This window comes from Vibrio sp. OPT20, from assembly GCF_963889365.1.
Lineage (GTDB): Bacteria > Pseudomonadota > Gammaproteobacteria > Enterobacterales > Vibrionaceae > Vibrio > Vibrio splendidus.
In genome coordinates, this window is record NZ_CAWPOA010000107.1 from 16,027 (window position 1) to 39,333 (window position 23,307).

General features: G+C 44.3%; 23 protein-coding genes. 9 read left to right on the top strand and 14 right to left on the bottom strand.

From position 1 onward, the window contains the following. Positions 1-42: 42 nt before the first annotated feature. Together rbsD and AACR09_RS23165 are read right to left on the bottom strand one after the other, a co-directional pair. Positions 43-462, bottom strand: a complete 420-nt coding sequence (gene rbsD, locus AACR09_RS23160) for a D-ribose pyranase (RefSeq protein ID WP_029222043.1) — start codon at positions 460-462, stop codon at positions 43-45. 234 nt (positions 463-696) lie between these two features. Then, positions 697-1,098, bottom strand: a complete 402-nt coding sequence (locus AACR09_RS23165; protein WP_193835837.1) for a winged helix-turn-helix domain-containing protein — start codon at positions 1,096-1,098, stop codon at positions 697-699. 389 nt (positions 1,099-1,487) lie between these two features. Here AACR09_RS23165 and AACR09_RS23170 point away from each other — a divergent pair, with 389 nt between their 5' ends. Further along, positions 1,488-2,108 (top strand): porin family protein, encoded by a 621-nt coding sequence (locus tag AACR09_RS23170; protein WP_017092018.1) that lies wholly within the window; start codon positions 1,488-1,490, stop codon positions 2,106-2,108. A gap of 181 nt (positions 2,109-2,289) precedes the next feature. Here the strand turns inward: AACR09_RS23170 and AACR09_RS23175 are convergent, their stop codons facing one another. After that, on the bottom strand, positions 2,290-3,333 hold the full coding sequence (locus AACR09_RS23175; protein ID WP_193835772.1) for an endonuclease/exonuclease/phosphatase family protein: 1,044 nt from the start codon (positions 3,331-3,333) through the stop codon (positions 2,290-2,292). A gap of 341 nt (positions 3,334-3,674) precedes the next feature. Between AACR09_RS23175 and AACR09_RS23180 the strand changes: the two genes are divergently transcribed. The 5 genes from AACR09_RS23180 to AACR09_RS23200 all read left to right on the top strand — a co-directional run bounded on the left by AACR09_RS23180 (position 3,675) and on the right by AACR09_RS23200 (position 10,023). Then, positions 3,675-5,570, top strand: coding sequence for an extracellular solute-binding protein (locus AACR09_RS23180; protein ID WP_121602576.1), 1,896 nt, complete (start codon positions 3,675-3,677; stop codon positions 5,568-5,570). A gap of 12 nt (positions 5,571-5,582) precedes the next feature. Then, positions 5,583-6,671 (top strand): microcin C ABC transporter permease YejB, encoded by a 1,089-nt coding sequence (locus AACR09_RS23185; RefSeq protein WP_004730359.1) that lies wholly within the window; start codon positions 5,583-5,585, stop codon positions 6,669-6,671. A gap of 31 nt (positions 6,672-6,702) precedes the next feature. Continuing rightward, entirely contained in the window at positions 6,703-7,725 is a 1,023-nt protein-coding gene (locus AACR09_RS23190; RefSeq protein ID WP_004730360.1) for an ABC transporter permease, read from the top strand. A 9-nt stretch (positions 7,726-7,734) separates the two neighbouring features. Beyond that, positions 7,735-9,357, top strand: coding sequence for a microcin C ABC transporter ATP-binding protein YejF (gene yejF, locus AACR09_RS23195; protein WP_193835773.1), 1,623 nt, complete (start codon positions 7,735-7,737; stop codon positions 9,355-9,357). A gap of 117 nt (positions 9,358-9,474) precedes the next feature. Continuing rightward, on the top strand, positions 9,475-10,023 hold the full coding sequence (locus AACR09_RS23200; protein WP_193835774.1) for an RNA-binding S4 domain-containing protein: 549 nt from the start codon (positions 9,475-9,477) through the stop codon (positions 10,021-10,023). A 111-nt stretch (positions 10,024-10,134) separates the two neighbouring features. Here AACR09_RS23200 and AACR09_RS23205 read toward each other — a convergent pair whose 3' ends face one another. Continuing rightward, positions 10,135-11,016 carry a LysR family transcriptional regulator gene (locus AACR09_RS23205; protein ID WP_017092381.1) on the bottom strand — a complete coding sequence of 294 codons (882 nt, stop codon included), beginning with the start codon at positions 11,014-11,016 and terminating at the stop codon, positions 10,135-10,137. Between the two features lie 106 nt (positions 11,017-11,122). On the opposite strand from AACR09_RS23205, the gene AACR09_RS23210 reads away from it, so the two are divergent. After that, complete coding sequence (locus AACR09_RS23210; protein WP_017092380.1) at positions 11,123-12,085, top strand: nitrilase family protein; 963 nt, start codon at positions 11,123-11,125, stop codon at positions 12,083-12,085. Positions 12,086-12,256: 171 nt separating this feature from the next. Here the strand turns inward: AACR09_RS23210 and AACR09_RS23215 are convergent, their stop codons facing one another. From AACR09_RS23215 to AACR09_RS23260, 10 genes are all read right to left on the bottom strand, one after another. Continuing rightward, positions 12,257-12,700, bottom strand: coding sequence for a F0F1 ATP synthase subunit epsilon (locus AACR09_RS23215; protein WP_004730391.1), 444 nt, complete (start codon positions 12,698-12,700; stop codon positions 12,257-12,259). A gap of 14 nt (positions 12,701-12,714) precedes the next feature. Further along, positions 12,715-14,100 carry a F0F1 ATP synthase subunit beta gene (gene atpD / locus AACR09_RS23220; RefSeq protein ID WP_004730394.1) on the bottom strand — a complete coding sequence of 462 codons (1,386 nt, stop codon included), beginning with the start codon at positions 14,098-14,100 and terminating at the stop codon, positions 12,715-12,717. Positions 14,101-14,144: 44 nt separating this feature from the next. After that, positions 14,145-15,014 carry a F0F1 ATP synthase subunit gamma gene (atpG, locus tag AACR09_RS23225; RefSeq protein WP_009844931.1) on the bottom strand — a complete coding sequence of 290 codons (870 nt, stop codon included), beginning with the start codon at positions 15,012-15,014 and terminating at the stop codon, positions 14,145-14,147. 47 nt (positions 15,015-15,061) lie between these two features. After that, positions 15,062-16,603 (bottom strand): F0F1 ATP synthase subunit alpha, encoded by a 1,542-nt coding sequence (atpA, locus tag AACR09_RS23230; RefSeq protein WP_009844932.1) that lies wholly within the window; start codon positions 16,601-16,603, stop codon positions 15,062-15,064. Positions 16,604-16,612: 9 nt separating this feature from the next. Continuing rightward, complete coding sequence (locus tag AACR09_RS23235; RefSeq protein ID WP_004730398.1) at positions 16,613-17,164, bottom strand: F0F1 ATP synthase subunit delta; 552 nt, start codon at positions 17,162-17,164, stop codon at positions 16,613-16,615. An 11-nt stretch (positions 17,165-17,175) separates the two neighbouring features. After that, a complete protein-coding gene (locus AACR09_RS23240; protein ID WP_016789875.1) occupies positions 17,176-17,646 on the bottom strand; it encodes a F0F1 ATP synthase subunit B in 471 nt (156 codons plus the stop codon). 54 nt (positions 17,647-17,700) lie between these two features. After that, positions 17,701-17,937: a F0F1 ATP synthase subunit C gene (gene atpE / locus AACR09_RS23245; protein WP_004730405.1), complete on the bottom strand. Its 237-nt coding sequence runs from the start codon at positions 17,935-17,937 to the stop codon at positions 17,701-17,703. A 46-nt stretch (positions 17,938-17,983) separates the two neighbouring features. Continuing rightward, the gene (gene atpB / locus AACR09_RS23250; RefSeq protein WP_193835775.1) at positions 17,984-18,754 is read right to left on the bottom strand and encodes a F0F1 ATP synthase subunit A; all 771 of its coding nucleotides are present in this window, start codon (positions 18,752-18,754) and stop codon (positions 17,984-17,986) included. 1 nt (position 18,755) lies between these two features. Next, positions 18,756-19,157: a hypothetical protein gene (locus AACR09_RS23255; protein WP_004730409.1), complete on the bottom strand. Its 402-nt coding sequence runs from the start codon at positions 19,155-19,157 to the stop codon at positions 18,756-18,758. An 896-nt stretch (positions 19,158-20,053) separates the two neighbouring features. After that, complete coding sequence (locus tag AACR09_RS23260) at positions 20,054-20,935, bottom strand: LysR family transcriptional regulator (protein WP_004730410.1); 882 nt, start codon at positions 20,933-20,935, stop codon at positions 20,054-20,056. Positions 20,936-21,092: 157 nt separating this feature from the next. On the opposite strand from AACR09_RS23260, the gene AACR09_RS23265 reads away from it, so the two are divergent. Further along, positions 21,093-21,491 carry a RidA family protein gene (locus AACR09_RS23265; RefSeq protein ID WP_004730412.1) on the top strand — a complete coding sequence of 133 codons (399 nt, stop codon included), beginning with the start codon at positions 21,093-21,095 and terminating at the stop codon, positions 21,489-21,491. 189 nt (positions 21,492-21,680) lie between these two features. Then, positions 21,681-23,141, top strand: coding sequence for an aldehyde dehydrogenase family protein (locus AACR09_RS23270; protein WP_029405889.1), 1,461 nt, complete (start codon positions 21,681-21,683; stop codon positions 23,139-23,141). Positions 23,142-23,307: the final 166 nt, after the last annotated feature.

Genomic DNA, 23,307 nt, shown 5'->3' on the forward strand with positions numbered 1-23,307 from the left:
GGTTCAGTGATGACACTGAGCTGTCGTTGCGTTTCGCTTGAGCTAAAACGTTACGCCAGCTTGGAAAATAACATTTGCGTATGGCGTGCATTCACCAGTGCGAATCACCGCGCGGCTTTCATGCGTACGCTCTTTGAATTCTTCATGAGTGATGTAAGTAATCGAAAGCGGTTTGCCGCAACGCGCTTCTTCTGTCTTGATCAAATCAATCAGCGCAGCGTGGTGCTCTGGGCTTACTTTCGCAAACTCTTCTGCGATTACAACACCTTCAATTTGAGATTCATCCAGCATGGTTTTTACTGTCTGCTGAAAGCTCGGAACACCGTGAGTCAAAGCAAGGTCTATGCGAGTCACATGATCCGGAATCGGCAACCCTGCATCACAAATCGTGATTTCATCTGTATGGCCAAGAGTCGCCACTAGGTAAGAGAGCTCAGAGTTTATTAGGGTACTTTTTTTCATATCACGACCTATCGAAAAATAACGTTTAATGGGTTGAGAACAACTCAAGAAAAAGCCATCGAAACGTTTCGATAGTGATAATAGTGTGTGATTTATCATTTGCACGTTTGATTGTTTTAGAGTGTGATAACGATCATCGAAACGTTTCGATGGGGCGTTTTTTGGTGATCGCAATCACTTTCATCGGCAATTAAGAAGGTAAGGCAACGTAACGTTAACTTAAGGCAAAGGGAGCTAAAGTTTATTCACCGGAACATTTTGAACAGATTCTATAGGGGAGGTTTTAAGGGGTGTTTCTATTGCTACATATCCAGCTTCATTTGCATTGGGTATGACGAACAACGTATAGCCATATCGAGGAATCGTAACAATTTTGATGTTAGATGCTCTCAAGCGAACAAAAACATTCCTTAAGCAATAAATGACATTGGTTAGTGCTTGTGTCGGCACCGTTTCGTTTCCCCAACATGCGTTCACGATGTCTTTTCTAGGGATGGGTTGTCCGGCGCTTTTCGACAGTAGACAAAGCACGGAAAACAAGTGGTGACGTAAATAGATCTTGTTCCCCTGTTTGTTAGTGATGTTTCGAGTATCTACATTAAGAGTTAAGTCGCCAAAGTGGATTTCGTTATTCATTGTTTTTCGATCTTTCTCATTCTTCATTGTGGAGGAGTGGGTTGGGATAGCAGATAAAGCGCGCGGATTATGCAAAATAACGTCACTGTTGAAAGTAAGCATGCGTAAGTCTGCACGAATAAAATCTAAAAATGGGATGGTTTGAAAATTGATGGGAGGTTTTTTAAAGAAATAGATGGATTTTATTTGTCGATTATTCAAATGGTTATTTAGCTATAACTGATTGTGTTGTATGAGATTACAAAGTGATTATATTTTTATTTATTTTTTTGTTTTCTGTGAGATTAACCTGCTTGCCAATTCGACGGGGTGTCGGATAACTCTAACAAGATTGTGCAGCACAGGAAGGCGTAACAATCTTGATTTGCATTAAGTAAGGTCAAGCCGTAATGAACAAAAAATTTCTTCTAAGCATCGCAATGATGTCAGTATTTTCAGCAAACAACGTAATGGCAGCGGACAGCGGTTTCTACCTAGGTGGTGCAATCGGTACGTCTGGTGTGGATGACGGTGGCATGTTTGATTCTGTAAATGTACCCGTTAGCTTTGAAGCAGAAGACAACACATATCGTTTGATTGCAGGTTACAAATTTAATCGCATCGTTGCGATTGAAGCGCAATACACGGACTTTGGTGATGTTGTTGCTAAATCACCAGGTCGTAATGATGGTTTCACTTGGACACCTCAAATCTTTTCAGTAACGGCTAATCTTGGTTACACGTTTGATAATGGCGTTCGTCCGTTTGGTACTATCGGTTTATCGACTATTGATCTAGACATGAAGCTTGCAGACGGCTCTCGCCCTTCAGAAAGTGGTTTTGATGATACGGGAGACGGCATCCGTATGGGTGTTGGTGTTGAATACACACCACCTACAATGTCTTCGTTGAGCTTTCGCCTAGCGTACGAAGCCGATGCTTTTGACATCGAAGATAACGACAACGGACACAAGACAGAAGAAACCGTTGTTCTGGACTCTTTTTACTTAGGCGCAATGTACACATTCTAAGTTTAACACCTTGCTAAACGGTAAATCGGTTCTAAATGGGGCGTCGGTTGGCTCAACCCGTTTGGCTAAAGTGGAAAGCCGCAGTTTTTGACTGCGGTTTTTTTCTGTCTGTTACAGCTTGCGTTTGTACATGTTCGGATTAGGTAAGACGCCTGTTTAAAAGCGAACCTGAATCAGGCAGTTAAGCTTCACGAATATGAGCGGTTACAGAAACGATGGCATGGTCAGTACTGAATTGATCGTGTTCAAAACTAGGATTGATGAGGTGATGATCGACCACGGTGTAATCAGACAATTCCATCAAACTTGAAGAGTTCTGACAATCGAATTCGTTCGACATCAAAATGTAATCCAGTACAGACCCAGAAGCGCCGTAGTAATGGGTTGGTTTACGCTGTTCAAGCAAGTCTTGTTCATGCAATTGATGATAAATATCCCAGCTGTCTTTTAAGCGGAAGTGGGAAAGCCAATGCTTGCTGTTTTCGTCTCGGTTGATTGCGTAACTCAACAGCCCTTTAAACTCATCGTTGAATAGAGGCTTATTAAAGTCACCCATCAACACAACAGGCTGATCGGTTTGGTAGCGATGATTGGTGATATATTGATGCAGCATCTGAGCTTCAAGGCCACGTTGAACACTCGATAACCAAGAGCCAAGTTGTTCTTGGTGGAAGCGAGTGAGCGTGTCACTTTGTGGCTTTGCGCCTTGCTGAGCATTATCCGAATCGACAGATTCAGCTCTTGGCTCCGTCGGACGTTGGGATTTGAAATGCACAACATAACAGTCGGTTGAACCTAAATGAGGCAACGTAATAGTGGCATGAACAGGTGTTCGGTTGAATGAGAAGTTGTCACCAAGGTTGAACGCTTTCAGTATCTTCGAATCTGGCGTAACAGGCTGCACGTTTTCAATCGGGTAACGGGAAGCGATACCAACGACAGGTGAGGTATATAAGTAGTCATCCTCAACGTGTGCACTATCGACAACAGCAAAGTAAGGGTAGCCAAGTTCACTCATTAACTGCTCTAAAGACTGCGGGCTAAATATCTCTTGAAAGCCAATCACATCACAATCTAATGAACGAATCGTTTCAGCCATCCAGTGCTGTTTCTTCTGCCATTCATCAAAGCTGTAGATGTTCTCAAAATCATAGTAAGCATTCGGTGGTTCGAGGTAGTTCAAAAGATTGAACGTTGCGAATGTTATGTGGTTTGGTTTATTCAAAGTGTCATTCCATTTAGACCTAGGCAGCAAGGATACTCCAGTAAAGTATAGTTTGTTGATTATTTAGGGGTTAAGTTTGATTAATTAAGCCAATCAAAGTCAGTGACGCTTCTGTCATTTATGTTAGTGAGATTATTGTGACGCAACTTTAGCCTGCGTCATCAAATAAATTCGAGTGGTGACGAGTTAATTGTAAATAAACAGTAAGAGTTAGGGTGCTGATGGTTTTATTAGTTATTACATGATGTTAGATTTGAACCTATACTTGATTTAACGGCATGCATTCAAAGCCGATTAATTAACTTGAATATCGAATTCATGACATTTGAAGGGAGAGTCAAATGGGAACAGTTTTTCGACGCAAAGCCTCGCAGCGCACTCAGTTTTTCAGGTCTAATTTAAAGTCCTGTGCAGTTATGCTGCCGCTTATTGCTTTACACCCCTCCGTTACTTACGCTTCTGATACCCAATCAACTCCTGCTGTCACCGTTATTGAAACCACACAATTGGTTGGTTTTGGTGAAGCAAAATATCCAGCCGACTTCACTCACTTCGATTACGTTAATCCTGATGCGCCAAAGCAAGGCAAAGTGACCTATGGCAGTATAGGTACCTACGATAGCTTTAATCGATTCGGTTCTCGCGGCGTTGCTGCAAGTTATACCGGAGAGATTTACGATACCTTGATGTTTTCTCCGAGCGACGAGATTGATGCGTACTATCCATTGATTGCTTCAAAGGTTCGCTACGCCAGTGATTTCACTTGGATGGAAATCGACATCAACCCAAATGCTAAATTCCAAGATGGCGAACCTATTACCGCGCACGATGTTGCCTTCACTTTTGACAAGTTTTCAAAAGAAGGTGTGCCTCAGTATCGTGTGTATTACAAAGAGATTAAGTCAGTAAAAGCGGTCTCTGATTTGGTTGTTCGTATTGAAATGAACCATCCAAACCGCGAAAAACTGTTCAGCTTTGCGCAAAGCACTCGTGTATTGCCGAAACATTTCTGGAAAGACAGAAAGCTGTCTGAACCTTTAAGTGAGCCACCAGTAGGCAGTGGTCCCTATAAGATCATTAGCTACAAGTCTGGTCAAAGCGTTACATATGGTTTAGATGAAAATTACTGGGCTGCGGATTTGCCCGTCAATGTTGGTCGCAACAACTTCAAGCAAGTGCAATACGATTACTATCGCGATGACACCGTAATGCTGGAAGCCTTCAAAGCAGGGGAGTTCGATCTTCGAACCGAGAACTCGGCTAAGTTCTGGGCCAACTCTTACACGGGCGCAAACTTCGACAAAGGCTACATCATTAAAGAAGAGATCAACCATGAGAAGCCTGAAACAACACAAGGTTTCGTCTTCAACATTCAATCTCCTGTGTTCTCTGATCCTAAAGTTCGTGAAGCGTTAACGTACGCGATGGACTTTGAGTGGATGAACAAGAACATGTTTTATGGTCAGTACAAACGGACTCGTAGTTACTTCCAAAACACTGACTATGAAGCGAAAGGCTTACCAAGCGAAGCTGAAGTTGAGTTGTTGTCTCAGTACAAAGATCAGATTCCACCGCGAGTGTTTACCGAAGAATTTCAACCTTCAGTAACCGATGGCAGCGGCCGTATTCGTAGCCAAATGCGTACCGCTTTCAAACTGCTGAAAGAAGCGGGTTGGGTATTGAAAGACAAAGTGATGACCAACGAAAAGACCGGCAAGCCGATGTCATTTGAGTTGCTGATTTACAGCCCAACCACCGAGCGTATCGCAACACCGGTTCAAAAAAACCTGAAACGCATGGGTATCGAGATGAAGATCCGTACCATCGATACCACTCAGTACATCAAGCGCTTGCGTGATCGTGATTTCGACATGGTGTCGTCTTCATTTTCCGCAAACCCTTATCCTAGCCCGAACTTAATGATTGTTTGGAACTCTAACTACATTGATTCTACTTACAATACTGCAGGTGTAATGGATCCGGTGGTTGACGCGTTAACAGAAGAAATTGCGCGTAACCAACAGCATCCTGAAAAGCTGCTTACGTTAGGTCGTTCACTTGACCGTGTATTGCAGTGGAATTTCTACAATATCCCTCAATGGCACGTTGGTGAATATCGCGTTGCAATGTGGGACAAGTTTGAGCGTCCAGATGTATTACCTAAATACGATTTAGGTATCGATACATGGTGGATTTCAGAAGAGAAGGCGGCTTTGCTTCCTGAAAAACGTCGCTAGGAGTTAGTTAGCATGGCCGCGTATATATTTCGACGTTTATTGTTGGTGATCCCCACGCTGTGGGCGATCATCACCATCAACTTTTTCATCATCCAGATAGCGCCCGGAGGCCCGGTAGAGCAAGCCGTTGCTCAATTAGAAGGGCATAACTCTGGCATCATGGAGCGCTTTTCTGGTGGTGGGCAAGAAGTTGATTTAAGCGAAAGTGACCAAGCGTCTGCGAGTGGTTATAAAGGCTCTCGCGGGCTTGATCCTGAAGTGGTTGAAGAGATCAAAAAGCAGTTTGGTTTTGATAAGCCGATTCATGTTCGCTACTTCGACATGTTGAAAAACTACGCGACCTTTAACTTCGGTGAAAGCCTGTTTAAAGGCGGTAACGTGATTGATCTCATCATCGAGCGACTGCCTGTTTCCATTTCCTTGGGATTGTGGAGTACCTTAATCATCTACGTGATCTCGATACCCTTGGGCATCATGAAGGCGATACATCACGGCTCTCGTTTTGATATTTGGTCGAGTGCGGTGGTGATTGTCGGTTATGCCGTTCCAGGCTTCTTGTTTGCGATCATTCTGATTATTTTGTTTGCAAGCGGTAACTATTTCAGTTGGTTCCCATTGCGTGGACTCGTGTCGAGTAACTTTGATCAGCTCAATTGGTATCAGCAAATAGGCGACTATTTTTGGCACTTAGCTTTGCCTATTTTTGCTATGGTCATCGGCGGCTTTGCCACACTCAGCATGCTGACCAAAAACTCCTTCCTTGATGAAATCAACAAGCAATATGTGGTGACCGCGCGAGCAAAAGGTTTGGACGAGAGCAGTATTCTCTACAAGCACGTTTTCCGTAACGCGATGCTGATCATTATTGCCGGTTTCCCGAGCGCATTTATTAGTATTTTCTTCACGGGTTCTATGTTGATTGAAGTGATGTTTTCACTCGAAGGCATTGGTTTGCTTGGCTTTGAATCAACCATTCAACGTGACTATCCCGTGGTGTTCAGCTCTCTCTATATCATGACCTTGCTTGGCTTGGTGCTGAGCATTATCTCCGACCTGACGTATACCTGGGTTGATCCTCGAATTGATTTTGAAGCGCGTTAATGGCGAATGAATAAAAAGGTATTGATAATAAATGTTTAACAACCCTTTAGCTGAAGCTCGTTGGTTACGGTTTAAAGCAAACAAGCGTGGTTTTATCTCCCTTTGGATATTTACCATTTTGTTTGGATTGAGCCTGTTCGCTGAGATCATCGCCAACGATAAGCCACTCTTGGTTTCTTATGATAATCAGTGGTTTGTACCTGTTATCAATGAATACGCCGAGACCGAATTTGGTGGTGAGTTTGAAACCGAAGCCGACTACAAAGACCCGTATGTTATCGAACTCATTGAAGACAGCGGTTACATCGTGTGGCCAATCATTCCGTTTAGCTACGATACGATAAACTTCGATATTTCGGGCGCGGTGCCATCGGAGCCAGATTCAGTGAACTGGCTTGGAACCGATGATAAAGGGCGCGATGTATTGGCCCGCATTATTTATGGATTCCGTATCTCTGTTCTGTTTGGTTTTATTCTGACGATTGTATCGAGCGTCGTCGGCGTAGTTGTCGGGGCAACGCAAGGTTACTACGGTGGTTGGGTCGACTTGTTTGGGCAGCGCTTCATTGAAGTCTGGTCTGGAATGCCGACCTTATTCTTGCTGATCATTCTGTCGAGTTTCATCGAGCCGAATTTCTGGTGGTTGCTCGGGATTATGGTGTTGTTCAGTTGGATGAGTTTGGTTGGGATTGTGCGAGCTGAATTCCTACGCTGTCGAAACTTTGATTATGTAAGAGCCGCGCAAGCGATGGGTGTTGACGACAAACGTATTATGCTTCGTCACATGCTACCCAACGCGATGGTGGCTTCATTAACCATGATGCCGTTTATCCTTTCAGGCTCGGTCACCACATTAACGTCGTTAGATTTCTTAGGTTTTGGTCTTCCTGCGGGTTCACCTTCATTGGGTGAGCTGTTGGCGCAAGGTAAGGCTAACTTACAAGCGCCTTGGCTTGGCATCTCTGCCTTCGTTGTGCTTTCACTGATGCTTACGTTACTGGTCTTCGTTGGTGAAGCGGTGCGTGATGCTTTCGACCCACATCAACAGAAGTAAGGATAGGTTATGACTTCAAATACAATGCCTGCTTCTCCAGTTTTGACTATAGACAAATTGTCGGTTGGTTTCGGGCGAAAAGATTCGATAGAACAAGTGACGCAAGACGTCTCGTTGGAGATATACAAAGGTGAGACACTCGCGCTGGTGGGCGAGAGTGGTTCCGGTAAATCGGTTACGGCTAATTCAATACTGAAACTGCTGCCTAAAGGCTCGTCACACTACTTGAATGGTAAGATCAATTTCTCTGGTACCGACATTCTGAGTTGTTCTGAAAGGCAATTGCGAGGGATTCGTGGTGGTCGCATCGGCATGATCTTCCAAGAGCCTATGGTGTCGTTGAACCCACTGCATAGAGTCGGAAAACAGCTTGTTGAAACCCTAGCGATTCACCGAGGTATGCGAACTAATAAAGCGCAAGCCTTGGCGATAGAGTGGCTATCCAAGGTGGGTATTCGTTACCCAGAGCAGAAGATTTCAGCTTATCCACATGAATTGTCTGGTGGAGAGCGTCAGCGTGTAATGATCGCAATGGCTCTGATTAACGAGCCAGAGCTGCTTATCGCTGACGAGCCGACGACTGCGTTGGATGTATCGGTACAAGCGCAGATTCTCGACCTGTTAAAAGATCTGCAACAAGAGCTGGGTATGGCGATGCTCTTTATCACCCATGATTTGAGTATCGTTCGTAAAATTGCCGACAGAGTGGCGGTAATGAAAGATGGTCGCTTGGTTGAAAGCAATGACTGCCAAACACTCTTTAATGCACCAGCTCACCCTTATACGCAAAAGCTTATCAACTCTGACCCGAAAGGTTTGCCCGTTCCAGTTTCTCCGGAAAGTGAACCTCTGCTCGATGTTAATCAACTTCGTGTTTGGTTCCCGATTACGGGCGGTTTATTCAAGCGAACCATTTCTCATGTCAAAGCTGTGACCGATATGGAGTTCACTTTGAAGAAAGGGCACTCAATCGGTTTAGTTGGCGAAAGTGGCTCTGGTAAATCGACAACCGGTATGGCGATACTCAAATTGGTGCAAAGTGAAGGTTCAATTACTTACGCAGATGAACAAATTCAAGGCTTAAACCGCCAACAGATGCTACCGTTTCGAAGCCGTATGCAAGTGGTCTTCCAAGACCCGTTTTCTGCGCTAAACCCGAGAATGTCGGTCGCTCAGGTGATTGGCGAAGGTTTGTTAGTGCATCAACAATTGGATGAGAATGAACTCGACCAACGTATCTGTGACGTAATGAAAGAGGTAGACCTAGACCCTGAAACTCGCCACCGTTACCCGAATGAGTTTTCTGGAGGCCAAAGGCAGCGTATTGCGATTGCTCGTGCTTTGATTTTAAAGCCAGAGTTTATCTTGCTAGACGAACCGACATCGTCATTAGACAGAACCGTCCAAGCTCAAGTACTGGATTTGTTGAAGTCACTTCAAGAAAAGTATGGCCTGACCTATTTGTTTATCAGCCATGATCTGAGTGTCGTGAAATCCTTGTGTCATTACACCATTGTGATGAAAGCAGGCGAGGTAATAGAGAAAGGTGACACTGAGACTTTGTTTGGTAATCCGCAGCATGAATACACCAAGCAACTTGTGAGTCTTTCCAATGTTGGTGGGACGTTATAACGGAGGTGTCAGCACTAAAAAAAATAATCACCTGATCAATTCAACATGGTCATTTTGTTGTTTTAAGATTACACTGCGCCCAATATTTCAGAAGTACATATTTAGGTAGAGGTCACCATGGACCAAGAACATTATGAAGACGCTGATTACGAAGGCCAAGAGCTGGGCGAAGAAGGTGAAGAGATTGAAATTGAAGCAATTGGTATTGATGTTTCATCACAGCCAATCGAGCTCTACAAAGTGTTTAAAATTGCTAACCTAGTGAGTGGTGGCGGTGAAGCTAAGCACATCATCTCTGAAGGCTACGTAGCGGTAAATGGTGAGCTAGAAACCCGTAAGCGTCGTAAAATGTACGATGGCGACTTCTTTGAATTCAACCAAGAATACTATGTAGTGGTGTGTGATCAGCCAGTACAAGAAGAATTAGAAAAGCCGAAAAAGAAAGAAGCGCTTAAAAAAGAGAACAAGGCGAAGAAAGGTCAGTCTAAAAAGGATTCTAAGAAGAAAGAATCTAAGAAAAGCAAAGCAGAAATGCTAAGCGCAACGGCTGAACCAAAGAAAGAGAAAAAAGAGAAGAAGAAAGAAAACAAACCGAAAAAGAAAGCGGATACGCCGAAGCCAACACGTGACGACAAAAGCGGCCGTAACTCGATTGAATTCTTCTAACGTTATTACTTTGAAACGTAAGCACCGCTAGACCCAGGTTTTACGTTAAACAGATATCAAAAGGCTCATTATTTAGTGAGCCTTTTTTGTCGGTGTAATTTAGGTTCTAGCCTAATTTTCTTTTTGATCAGCCACAAACTCTACAAACCTATCCCTGAGTGGGTTTTCACTCTCTCCATTCCAGATCAACCCGACGGGCCAAGTTGCGTGTTCACCTTGTAGTGCAATGAATTCCACATCGGTATTGCTAATGAACTGCGCACTGCTAGGAACAATGGTGAAGCCGATATTGGCAGAAACCAAGGCAAGCAGGGTGAGGATATCATCGGCTTCTTGCGTCTTTGATAAGTCGATTTTATTGGCAAGACAATATTGTTGAATCTGTCTGTCTAATCCGGGACCGCGATGTTGGGCGAGCTTTAGATAAGGCCATTTCGATAACTCAGAGACGACGAGATTTTTGTTTGGCGCTTGCTTGAGAAGATCTTGGTGTATCGCGACCACAAGCGAATCATTGAACAGTGTTAGGCTTTCTAAATCCGATGATTCTGGTATCCGATTGAAGCTGATATCGAGGTCATGGCTCAATAACTCATCTGTCTGCTGCTTGGAAGGCGTGTCATTTAAGGTGACATGAACGTCTGGATATTGCTGTTTATAAGCCGCAATAAGCTTGGGCGCTTCATGATAAGTGGAAACACCAAAGCCAATGTTCAAATGTCCCTGAGTTCCTTTCACCACCGATCCTGAAAGCTGCTCAAACGCTTGCATTGAATGAACCAAGCGTTGGGCTTCTGCCAGTAACGTTTTGCCTGCGTGCGTTAGCTCTGCGCCATTCCTACCACGAGAAAACAGAGACGCCCCAATGTTGGATTCAAGTCGTTGAATCTTTTTAGTGAGAGCTGACTGAGTGATGTAGAGCTGCTCTGACGCCAAGCGATAATTGCCCGATTTAGCTAACTGACAAAATGCCTTCAGTAAATCAAATTCCATTCCAAATGCTCATTGAACTAAGAATATCTTTCATTATATGGAATTGAATCGATTTTTTATACTGAGTTCATACCAAATCAAATAAAGCGGAATTTGAGGACGAATCATGAAGAAAGACATCAAAGTAGCGTCGGTTCAATTTAACCACCACGCAGGTGATAAGGCGTATAACTTATCGGTTATAGAGCAATACGTTCAACAAGCTGCGGACAGTGGCGTGGAGATCGTCAGTTTCCCAGAGATGTGCATTACCGGTTATTGGCATGTGTCTGCTTTGTCTCGCGATGAAATTGAAGCATTAGCTGAACCTTTACCGAGCGGTGAATCCACTCAAAAGTTAGTTTCACTGGCAACGCGGTTTGGCATGAGCGTTGGCGCGGGCTTGATAGAGCAGGGTACTGATGGCGAGTTATACAACACCTACGTATTTGCCATGCCAAATGGAGAAGTTCAGAAACATCGTAAACTGCATACCTTTGTTAGCCCGCACATGAGCAGCGGCGACCAATACACGGTGTTCGATACGCCGCATGGCTGCAAAGTCGGTATCTTGATTTGTTGGGATAACAACTTGGTTGAAAATGTCAGGATCACTGCATTGAAAGGCGCCGACATATTGATAGCGCCACATCAGACAGGCGGTTGTCAGTCACGTAGCCCCAATGCGATGAAGCGAATTGACCCTGAGTTATGGTTTAACCGAGATGAAAACCCAGATGCGATTCGTGCTGAAATGCAGGGTAAGAATGGCCGCGAGTGGTTAATGCGTTGGTTGCCAGCAAGAGCGCACGACAATGGTATGTTTGTGGTGTTCAGTAATGGTGTCGGCGTTGATATGGATGAAGTCAGAACAGGCAATGCGATGATCCTAAGTCCTTATGGGGAAATCATCACTGAGACCGATAGTGTTGATAACGATATGGTGATTGCAGAGCTAAAAGCAGAAGAGTTAGATATGTGTACGGGCAGACGCTGGATTCGTGGTCGTAAGCCAGAGTTATATCATTCACTCACACAACCTCTTGGTCATGAACTTGATCCGCACCAAGCGCGTTTTGCTGAGAAATAATGGTGTAAGCGCTGGTGAAAAAGGATGTATTAGGGATGGTTGAAAGGGAGGGAAGCTGGAGGGGAGAGAAGAGTTCCTGATGTAGTCTACCCACTTAAATCATGTTTAAGTGGATAGACTATTTACACATTAAGCACTAAGCACTAAGCATCAAACATCTAAGTTCTATTCTCAGTGTCGAGTGCGAGAAGACGTCAGTTCTGATGCGCGAAGCTGAGCAACGGCTTTTGCTAGTTCAAGCTGAGCTTGTGCAAAGTTAATGTCTACATTGCCCTTATTGATATTTTCTAGAGCGGCATATTTCGCTTCTTCTGCGCGAGCGCGGTCAATATCTTGGCCGTGCAAGGCAGTATCGGCTAACACCGTTACCACATCCGGCTGAACTTCCAGCATTCCGCCAGACACATAAAGCACTTGCCCCTCTGATTTAGGGTCTGTGACAAACACGGTTACGCCCGGTTTGATCTTACTGAGAAGCGGAGAGTGACCGGGGCGGATCCCCAGCTCACCGTCAGCGCCAGAAACGGCTAGGGCATACGCTGGACCTGAAAACAGCGTACCTTCCGCACTTACAATATTAAGTTGAAATGTATTATCTGTAATTCCGATAGCCATGGTGCACCTGCCTCTTAGAGTGATTTTGCTTTGTTAAGCACTTCGTCGATAGAACCACAGTACAAGAATGCCTGCTCTGGGATATCGTCATATTCGCCGCCTAACAGGCCTTTAAAGCCTCTTAGTGTTTCGCTTAGCGGTACAAATACACCTTTCTGACCGGTAAACACTTCGGCTACGTGATAAGGCTGAGTTAAGAAACGTTCAATCTTACGAGCGCGAGATACCGTCTGTTTATCTTCAGTTGAAAGCTCATCCATACCAAGAATCGCGATGATGTCTTTTAGCTCTTTGTAGCGTTGCAGCGTTGTTTGGACTTTTTGTGCAATGTCATAGTGCTCTTGACCAACCACAAGCGGGTCCAATTGGCGAGATGTTGAATCCAATGGGTCGATTGCAGGGTAGAGGCCCAATGCAGCGATATTACGAGACAGTACAACGGTCGCATCTAAGTGAGCAAAGGTTGTTGCTGGTGATGGATCGGTCAAGTCATCCGCAGGTACGTATACCGCTTGGATAGACGTGATAGAGCCTTGTCTAGTCGAAGTGATACGCTCTTGAAGCACACCCATCTCTTCAGCGAGTGTTGGTTGGTAACCTACTGCTGAAGGCATACGGCCCAGCAGTGCTGATACTTCTGTTCCCGCAAGTGTGTAACGGTAGATGTTATCAATGAACAACAGTACGTCACGACCTTCATCACGGAAGCGCTCAGCCATAGTCAGGCCTGTAAGTGCAACACGTAGACGGTTTCCCGGTGGCTCGTTCATTTGGCCATAAACCATGGCTACTTTGTCTAGTACACCGGCTTCTTTCATCTCGTAGTAGAAGTCGTTACCCTCACGAGTACGTTCACCAACACCGGTAAATACAGAGAGACCTGAGTGGGCTTTGGCGATGTTGTTGATGAGCTCCATCATGTTGACGGTTTTACCTACGCCAGCACCACCGAACAGACCGATTTTACCGCCCTTTGCGAAAGGACAAATAAGGTCAATAACCTTAACGCCGGTCTCAAGAAGTTCAGTGCTGTTTGCTTGTTCTTCATAAGAGGGTGCTTCACGGTGAATTTCGTAGCTTTCTTTTTGACCGATTTCACCACATTCATCGATAGGCTGGCCAAGAACGTTCATGATACGGCCTAAGGTTTCTTCGCCCACAGGAACGGTGATTGGAGAACCGGTGTTTTCAACAGTTAGGCCGCGGCGCAAGCCATCTGACGTACCCATTGCAATACAACGAACGATGCTGCCACCCAGTTGTTGCTGAACTTCCAATACGAGAGAGCTTGCTTCCTCGCTAGTCACTTTCAATGCATCATAAACGCGTGGGCTGTTGCCGCCGCTGAACTCGACGTCTACCACCGCGCCGATAACTTTAACTATTTTTCCAACACTCATCTCTAAATCCTCAAATTCTATTCTTAACCCACTCTTTCCTGCCCTTAGACAGCTTGAGCTCCTGAGACTATTTCACTCAGTTCTTGGGTAATGGCAGCCTGTCGCGCTTTGTTGTATACCAACTGCAAATCATCGATGAGTTGGCCTGCGTTATCGGTCGCCGCTTTCATGGCCACCATTCGGGCTGCTTGCTCACAGGCAATGCTCTCTACGATGCCTTGATACACTTGCGATTCAATGTATCGATGTAACAGCTCAGAGAGGATGTCTCTTGGTGCTTGTTCATAGATGTAGTCCCAACGACGAGCTTTTTTCGCGCCTCCATCGGCCTCAGAATCTGAAGGGTGGGGCAGCAACTGCAAGGTCGTTGGTTCTTGAACCATGGTGTTGATGAACTGGTTATAAACGAGATACAAGCTGTCGATTTTTTCGTCGTCGTAATGCCCTAGCATCGCGTTAACCGTACCTAAAATGTCTTCTAATTTAGGCGCGTCACCAAGGCCTGACGTTTGCGCGATAACATTGCCGCTGCGTTGGAAGAACGAGATAGCCTTAGATCCCACTAAGGTTGTTTCTACCTCGACTCCCTTGGTGCGCCATTGCTCCATTTCTTCTAACACTTTCTTGAACAAGTTCGAGTTCAAGCCACCACATAAGCCCCGGTCGGACGAAATAATGATGTAAGCAACGCGTTTTGGTTCACGCTGTTGAAGGTAGGGATGCTGGTATTCCAGCGACCCTGATGCGACATGAGAGATAACTTTGCGCATGTTCTCAGCATATGGACGTGTTAGCGTCATATTGTCTTGAACCTTACGCATCTTACTTGCCGCAACCATCTCCATTGCACTGGTGATTTTCTGAGTGTTACTAACACTGCCTATCTTGGTGCGAATTTCTTTAGTATTTGCCATTATCTGCTCCTAATTTGTTTTGATTTCCAGCCAACAAACCGGAGCGTTTACCAAGCTTTCAACGCAACAAAGTCACCGAGAAGCTTTGCAAGAGCACCATCAATTTCATCGTTGTAGTCACCATTAGCGTTGATGGTGTCGAACAACTCTGGGTTTTGACCTTTCGCGTAAGCAATCAATTCTTCTTCAAAACGCGCAATCTTGTTCAACTCTACGTCAGCCAAATAGCCTTTTTCTGCTGCGTAGATTACCGTTGCTTGCTCAGCGACAGACATTGGAGAGTATTGCTTTTGTTTCATCAGTTCGGTTACTCGCTCACCATGATCAAGCTGCTTGCGCGTCATGTCGTCTAAGTCAGAAGAGAACTGAGCAAATGCGGCTAACTCACGGTATTGAGCTAACGATGTACGAATACCACCAGACAGTTTCTTGATGATCTTGCACTGAGCCGCGCCACCCACACGAGATACCGAGATACCAGGGTCAACAGCAGGACGTAGGCCTGAGTTGAAAAGTTGGGTTTGTAGGAAAACCTGACCATCAGTAATTGAGATTACGTTGGTTGGTACAAACGCAGATACGTCCCCCGCTTGAGTTTCAATGATAGGAAGCGCTGTCAGTGAGCCTGTTTGGCCTTTCACTTCTCCGTTGGTGAACTTCTCTACGTATTCCGCATTCACTCTTGCAGCACGTTCTAGTAGACGAGAGTGGAGGTAGAATACGTCGCCAGGGAAAGCTTCACGACCCGGTGGGCGTTTAAGTAGCAATGAGATTTGACGGTAAGCGACGGCTTGTTTTGATAGGTCATCATAGATGATCAGTGCATCTTCACCGCGGTCACGGAAGTATTCACCCATGGTGCAACCCGCATAAGGTGCTAGGTATTGAAGCGCGGCTGATTCTGATGCTGATGCGACAACAACGATGGTATTTTTAAGCGCATCGTGGTCTTCCAGTTTACGAACAACGTTTGCGATAGTAGAGGCTTTCTGGCCAATAGCCACGTACACACATTTGATGCCAGAATCTTTTTGGTTGATGATCGCATCGATTGCTAACGCTGTTTTACCCGTCTGACGGTCACCGATGATAAGTTCACGTTGACCACGACCGATAGGCACCATGGTATCAACGGCTTTATAACCCGTTTGAATTGGCTGGTCGACGGACTTACGCTCGATTACGCCGGGTGCAATTACTTCTACAGGGTCGAGTCGGTCACAACTCACAGGGCCTTTGCCATCGATTGGCTCGCCTAATGTGTTCACTACACGGCCAAGAAGTCCGTTACCGACGGGTACTTCCAAGATACGACCTGTCCCTTTCACTTTCATACCTTCAGATAGGTCAGTGTAGGGACCCATAACCACGGCACCGACTGAGTGCGTGTCTAGGTTAAGTGCGAGGGCGTATTTGCCACCTGGAAGCTCGATCATCTCACCCTGCATGACATCCGCAAGGCCGTTAATGGTAATGATGCCGTCACGAACCGAGACTATGGTGCCTTCGTTGCGAGCTTCGGTGCTCACATTAAATTTCGAGATGCGATCTTTAATTAGATCGCTGATTTCATTTGAATTTAATTGCATAATTGTTACCTATCTCGCGTGAAGTTGATGGGCTAATCGGCTAATTGATGTGTTCAAAGAACCATCGATGACGGTTTCACCCGCCTTGATGACGATCCCGCCAACCAGCGAGTCATCAATAACCTGTTCCATTTCAACCTGACGCTCTAATTTCTTCTCAAGTGCAGCAGTGAGTGATGTAACTTGATCTTGTGTCAGCAATTCTGAACTGGTGACAGTGACAGGGATTACACGTTCATGTTCGTCCTTTAGGTCGCTGAACAAGTTAAACAAGTCTCTGATCACTGCAAGACGGCCATTCTCAGCCAAGACTTTAATGAGATTAATGACGTGGTCATCAACGAGTCCTTGGCAAACGTGAATGATTAGATTGACCAGTTCTTCAGATTGCTGTGTGTGAACACCTTCTGCTGATGAAATCTGTTTAGCGATCGTTTCTTCTTCCGCTACCGTCACAAGAATGGACAGCATTGAGTGCCACTCTTGTAACTTGTTTTCACCTAAAGCAAAGTCGAACGATGCTTTAGCGTAGGGATGAGCAATATTGGTGTAATCTGACATATTGCCTCCGTTTAGAGTTCGCTTATCATTTGATCAACTAACGCTCGGTTCGTTTCAGAATCTAGGTTTTTGCTAATCAATTTCTGTGCACTTTGAATAACAGCATCTGCAATATCCGCCTGAAGTTCACGGCGTAACTTTTGACGTTCGCCTTCTAGCTCAGCTCTACCTTGTTCTAAGATGCGCGCTTTTTCTTGCTCACCTTCTTGGTGAGCTAAGGTGATGATTTCGTTGCGGCGTTTTTTGCCTTGCTCAATCAGTTCGGTCACATTTTTTTTCGCATCTGCGACGAGTTGTGCGCCATTTGATTTTGCTAGTTCTAGCTCTTTCGCTGCATTTTCTGAGTGGCGTAAACCATCAGCGATTTCTTTTTGGCGCTCGTCTAACATCGCGGTGAGAGGGGGCCATACATATTTCATGCATAGCCAAACAAAAATCACGAATGAGATTGCTTGACCAAACATGCTGGCATTTAAATTCATACCTTCCTCACTAAATCTTGATTATTTACAAATCGATCTTTTCAAAGCTTTTAATTAAGCCACGGCAAAGATGATGTATAGACCGATACCAACACCGATCATCGGTACAGCATCCACAAGGCCCATCATGATGAAGAATTGAGTACGAAGCATTGGAGTAAGGTCTGGTTGACGAGCAACACCTTCAAGATATTTACCCGCTAAGTTACCAATACCAGATGCTGCACCTGCTGCACCTAAACCGATCAGTAATGCACCTGCTACATATAAAACTGCGCTTACGATATCCATTTGTATCTCCGATAAATAATGTGTTAGTTAATTTTTTAGTTATTAATTAGTGGTGTTCTTCTGTTGCCATTGCTAAGTAAACAACGGTCAGTACCATAAATATAAATGCTTGTAAGAATACGATTAATATGTGGAATAAGGCCCATGGAACACTTAGTGCCCATTGCATCCACCAAGGCATTAGTGCGATAAGGATGAATATCATCTCGCCTGCATACATATTTCCGAATAATCGTAAGCCTAGTGATATTGGCTTTGAAATTAATGTTATTAATTCAAGGACAAAGTTAACAGGATATAAAATAGGGTTATCAAATGGCTGAGTAGTTAGCTCTTTGATAAAGCCTTTCAAACCTTTATTTTTAAACGTATAAGTTAACAATAAAATAAACACACCGAGTGCCATCGACATTGGGATATTTACATCCGCTGTCGGTAGGTCTCTAAAGTGTTCTAAACCCATTACACGAGTTAACCCTGGTATTAAATCTATAGGCAATAGGTCGACTGCATTCATTAACAACACCCAAACAAAAGTGGTTAATGCCAGTGGCCCTATTAATTTATCCTCCGCTTGAAAAATCTCTTTGACTAGGTTGTTAACGAAATCAAAGATAAGCTCGATAAAACATTGAAAACGACCTGGAACACCGCTAGTGCCCTTGGTCACTACATAACGAAAAGCTCCAATAAACAGTAAACCCGTGATCCAAGATATCAACATTGAGTCAATGTTGAACGCCCAGAAACCATCACCTGTAGTTAAGAAGGTTAAGTGATGCTCTATGTATTCGTGAGCGGTAGTGACTTGATCCATACTACACGTACTCCGATCTTGTAGAGGCAGTAATAAATGGTGTTAAGAAGTACCCAATCATTGTGAAAATATACGCGTATAATATTACTGGGTTATCCAATTTAAAAAACTGGAATGCCAAGATAAACATTAAGAACGTATAGGTTATTTTCACGACACGACTCATTTGCATTAAGTCACGTAAACTATAATTAGGATTCTTGTGCACCTTAAGGCTTGCATATATAAAACCAAACAGCGGTGGTAACATCGCGATTACGACACCCAAAGCTGAAGACTCCATATCTACTTTATTACCAAAAAACACTTCATATAAAACTACACCGACGGCTAATACTATTTGGCAGAGAACAACTCTTTTAGCAGCAACAAGGATGTCGCTACTTATCCCATTAAGCCTCATAATAAAACCTTATATTTAACAGTGTAAGTCAATATAAAACACAGTTTGAATATGTTTTGTTACTAGCACTTACTTGTTAATAGCAATTTGACTTGTTAATAAACCTTTACTTGTTAACAAAGAAATAATCTTTCTGGCTTTATATCTCCTGACGAAATTAAACGTTAAAAACTAACTCGCTATCGTTTCGACAAAATATAAACTACGCCTAAAATTATGTGATCAAAACGACAAATATCGGCATCAATAATTCCATTTTTGAAATGAGTGTTTTTCATTTATGAAAGTAATAGTTCTATTATTAAATCCATGAATATTTAAAATGCTTTGTTTATAGCGAGAAAAGGGAGGCTTTACCCAGAAAATTAGAGAGAAAAAATATTAAGATATGACATTATCAATTAAGCATATTCAATGACTTAGAGTCTTTTCTAAATGTGATGACGGGTTGGAATTCGAAGCGGGGTATAACCAAGATTTTGTTGATATTGGACGGTTTCGTTTGTGTAGTGAAATAGCAGTATGGTGCTCCTTATCATTAAGCTAATATTTTTTAGTATCGTTATCATATTTTCATTATTGATGTATTGGAACGCGAATCAACACGCCCAGCACCGGGTTCAAGATGAAAATTTGATGAAAAATTCAGCGTCCAACCGCTGATGCAACAAGATCTAGGGTCAATGATGAGGGCGAGAAAACATACATACAGATGGAAAGTACGGGTTAATTGACTCAAAAATAGAGGTATCGCTGAGGTGGGGTCGAATTATTATCGGACGAATTCGCAGAGCATCGACCCAGAAGTAACAGTTTCAATACAGAAATAATCGGAATCTAAAAATGTTTGTCGTATCAATAGGCCTATAGGAAGCGCCTTCATTCATGTTTTTCTATTACTCTTCATAGCTTAGGTATTGAATACACAAGTCATGAAAGGCTTGTGCTTGTGGCGAGATCGTACGGTCAGCCAATCTGAAAATACCGATCTGACGTTGTAAGGGCGGGTCAATCAATGGGATCCACACCAAACGGGTTTCATTGGTCGGGAAAGCCAACTTAGGTAGCGTGGTCACGCCTATCCCGAGTTCTAACACCGAAAACAACGAAGTGATGTTCTCTACCGAATAAAGAGCCTGTTCGCTGAGCATTCGTGCGGGAGTTGGGTCAAGTAGGGTACAAGTACCGTTGCGAATGAAGGGTTGTTTTAACAAAGTTTGCCATTCTATTCCCTCTCGTTGAGAGGCGATGGGGTTGTCTTTGAGGCAGACCACACCAATAGGGTCAGAGAGCAAAGGCGTGAAATCGATGCTCTCTTCTTCTAAATGGGAGCTATTTCCGAGGGCAACATCCACCTCTCCAGAGAGTAATCTCGCTTCCACACCTGCCGCATTATCGTCAATTAAGCTGACCTCAACATTGGGGTACTTTTCGCAAAAAGCCCCTAAAACACTAGGGATTAGTTTTGCGGCCACTGAAGGGACACTCGCTATTCGAACTCGCCCTTGTTGGCCAGCTGCTGCAGCACGGAGGTCGTTATCTAATGCCTTGTAAACATTTAAGAATTGAATGATTTTCGGTAAACATATTTCGCCAAAAGGTGTCAGCGTCGATTTGTTGCCCGTTTCAAACAGTGGTTGGCCGAGAATTTTTTCTAGCTCTTTTATCGATGTTGAAAGTGCCGCTTGCGAGCGATTTGCTCGGTGAGATGCCGCTCTAAATCCGCCTTCTTCGACCACTAAAACAAAATGTTTTAACTGTTGTAGCTTAATACTCATGACAGGAATCCTTCTCTAGGCCTTGCTATACCTTACTTTTTTAAAGGTGATAGATTTTATTTATCAAATGCACAAAATTTACCGTTAGATTTATCAGCCGTCAAGGTGCAGTATTTAACCATCTTGAAACATAGTTGTTACAAAGTTGGATGGAATCGTGAACGCACAAACTAAAAAACACCCAGTAAAAACCGAGCTTTTCGCTTCAAAAGCACCACTAGAGTGGGCAATCGTTAATAACGGCACTCTATACACAGCGCAGATTCCAATTGATGAAACTGGCGCAGTAGTAGAAGGCGGTATCGAAGCGCAAACGCGTCAGACTTTTAACAACCTTGTTCATACGTTGGAGTGTGCAGGCGAATCTATGGATTCAGTGCTGCAAGTTCTGATTTACGTGACAGACCGTGAATATCTAAAAACGGTTAACAGCGTATACGGAGAATACTTCAATGCACCTTATCCAAACCGTGCTGCGGTCGTCGTTGCAGGGTTAGCAAGAGAAGAAATGTTGGTTGAGTTCGTGGTTTACGCATCAGCCTCTCAACCTGAATAAAGATACTGTGAACTGAGGCAATTTGCGGATTAAAGCTATTTGTCTGTAAAGATCTTTATTGATACAAGCGTCTTGGTTCAGTTTTAGATACAAGATTTAAACGTTATTTCTTATATAAATTAACGTTTTATTCATTAATCAGATGGTTGCCAGGCTCAAACGCAACCTAACCGTTACAAGGACAGAATGATGACTCAATTACAGAATGTTCAAGCAGAAAACGCACTTTACATTGGCGGCGAATGGCAAGCGGGTGTAAGCACCGTTGCGAACATTAACCCATCAGATATTTCTGAAAACATCGGTAACTTCGCACAAGCAAGTGCTGACCAAGTTCAACAGGCGATTTCAGCGGCAAAGCACGCTCAACCAGAGTGGGAAAAAACGCCGATTGAACGTAAGCAAGCAGTACTTCAAGCGATTGGTGACGAGCTGATTGCACGTTGTGATGAGCTAGGTACGTTGCTTTCTCGTGAAGAAGGTAAGCCTTTTGCTGAAGGTCGCGGCGAAATTTACCGTGCAGGTCAGTTCTTCCAGTACTTTGCGGCAGAAGTACTTCGTCAAATTGGCGACAACGCAGAATCAGTGCGCCCTGGCGTTTCTGTTGAAGTGACTCGTGAAGCGGTGGGTGTTATCGGCATCATCTCTCCTTGGAACTTCCCGACAGCGACTGCTGCTTGGAAAATCGCTCCAGCGCTTGCTTTCGGTAACAGCGTTATCTGGAAACCAGCAAACCTAACACCAGCAAGTGCAGTTGCGCTCACTGAGATCATCCACCGCCAAGGCATGCCAGCAGGCACGTTTAACCTTGTACTGGGTAGTGGTTCAAAAGTAGGTGATGCACTGATCAACTCTAAAGAAGTGAACGGTGTGAGCTTTACTGGTTCTGTTGATACGGGTCGTAAGGTTGCCTCTGCTACTGCGCCAAACTTCGTTCGTTGCCAACTAGAAATGGGCAGCAAGAACGCACTTGTGGTTGCAGATGATGCTGATATCCAAACAGCCGTTGATGCAACGATTGCAGGTTCATTCTCTGGCGCAGGTCAAAAATGTACAGCATCTTCTCGTCTAGTGGTTATGGATGGCATTCACGACCAATACGTTGAAGCACTAATCAAACGTATGAGCGAGCTGAAAGTGGGTCACGCACTAGAAGACGGCGTGTTCATGGGGCCTGTTGTTGACGGCAACCAACTTGAAGCAAACCTAGGTTGGGTTGAAAAAGCACGTCAAAGCGGCGGTGAGCTAGCATTCGGTGGCGAACGCTTAAGCATGAAACACGAAGGTTTCTACATGTCTCCAACGCTGTTCTTGAACACTAAGAACGATTGGGAAGTGAACCAAGAAGAAGTGTTTGCACCAATGGCAAGCGTGATTCGTGTGGCTGACCTAGAAGAAGCGATTGCGACAACAAACGATACTCGCTTTGGTCTAACGGGCGGCATCATTACTCAAAGCCTACGTACTAGCGCAATGTTCAAGCAACAAGCGCAAACAGGTTGTGTGATGGTGAACCTACCAACAGCAGGCACCGATTACCACGTACCGTTTGGTGGTCGTAAAGAGTCGAGCTTCGGTCCTCGTGAGCAAGGTCAATACGCGAAAGAGTTCTACACAGTGGTGAAGACAGCTTACCAGCGTCCTTACTAAGCAGCTTTCTATATAAGAATTGGATAGCTGAAGATATTAAGTCTCTAGCTATCCAGCTATCGAATTGGCCTGATTCACAGAGTCAGGCCAACATCCAAACCCAATTACGCTCAATCAATGTAGATTTCAAAGACTGAGCACCCAGTAAGTGATTTAACCCATTTTT